The sequence below is a fragment of the Streptomyces sp. AB3(2024) genome (assembly GCF_041862025.1).
Lineage (GTDB): Bacteria > Actinomycetota > Actinomycetes > Streptomycetales > Streptomycetaceae > Streptomyces.
The window spans coordinates 1-459 of sequence record NZ_JBGWAB010000348.1 but is presented as its reverse complement, the minus strand read 5'-3'; the positions used below and the strand labels follow the sequence as shown (position 1 = coordinate 459).

Below are 459 nucleotides of genomic sequence, written 5' to 3'. Positions count from 1 at the left end.
CGCCGAGATCGCCGTCTCCCGCCTCACCGAGCGGGGCGCGACCCGCGCCGACGACAAGCTCTCCGAAGCCGCGATGGAAGACCGCAAGCGCGAAGGGTACTTCTAACCATGGACGTTCCCGCGCTGCTGCGCTTCGCGACCGCCGGTTCCGTCGACGACGGCAAATCCACCCTGGTCGGCCGCCTGCTGCACGACTCCAAGTCGGTGCTGACCGACCAGCTGGAGGCCGTCGAGGCCGCCTCCGCCCGGCGCGGCCAGGACACTCCGGACCTGGCGCTGCTGACCGACGGTCTGCGCGCCGAGCGCGAGCAGGGCATCACCATCGACGTGGCCTACCGCTACTTCGCGACCGCCCGCCGCCGGTTCATCCTCGCCGACACCCCCGGGCACGTGCAGTACACCCGCAACATGGTCACCGGCGCCTCCACCGCCGACCTGGCCGTGGTCCTCGTCGACGCC

1 protein-coding gene and 1 pseudogene are annotated in these 459 nt (G+C 71.7%); both read left to right on the top strand.

Going from position 1 to position 459, the window contains the following annotated elements; genetic code table 11:
* Positions 1 to 106 (top strand): annotated as a pseudogene (locus ACEPPI_RS40710) (sulfate adenylyltransferase small subunit); the annotation flags it as partial.
* Between the two features lie 2 nt (positions 107 to 108).
* The coding region (locus ACEPPI_RS40705) for a GTP-binding protein (protein WP_373920271.1) at positions 109 to 459 on the top strand (351 nt) is incomplete at its 3' end.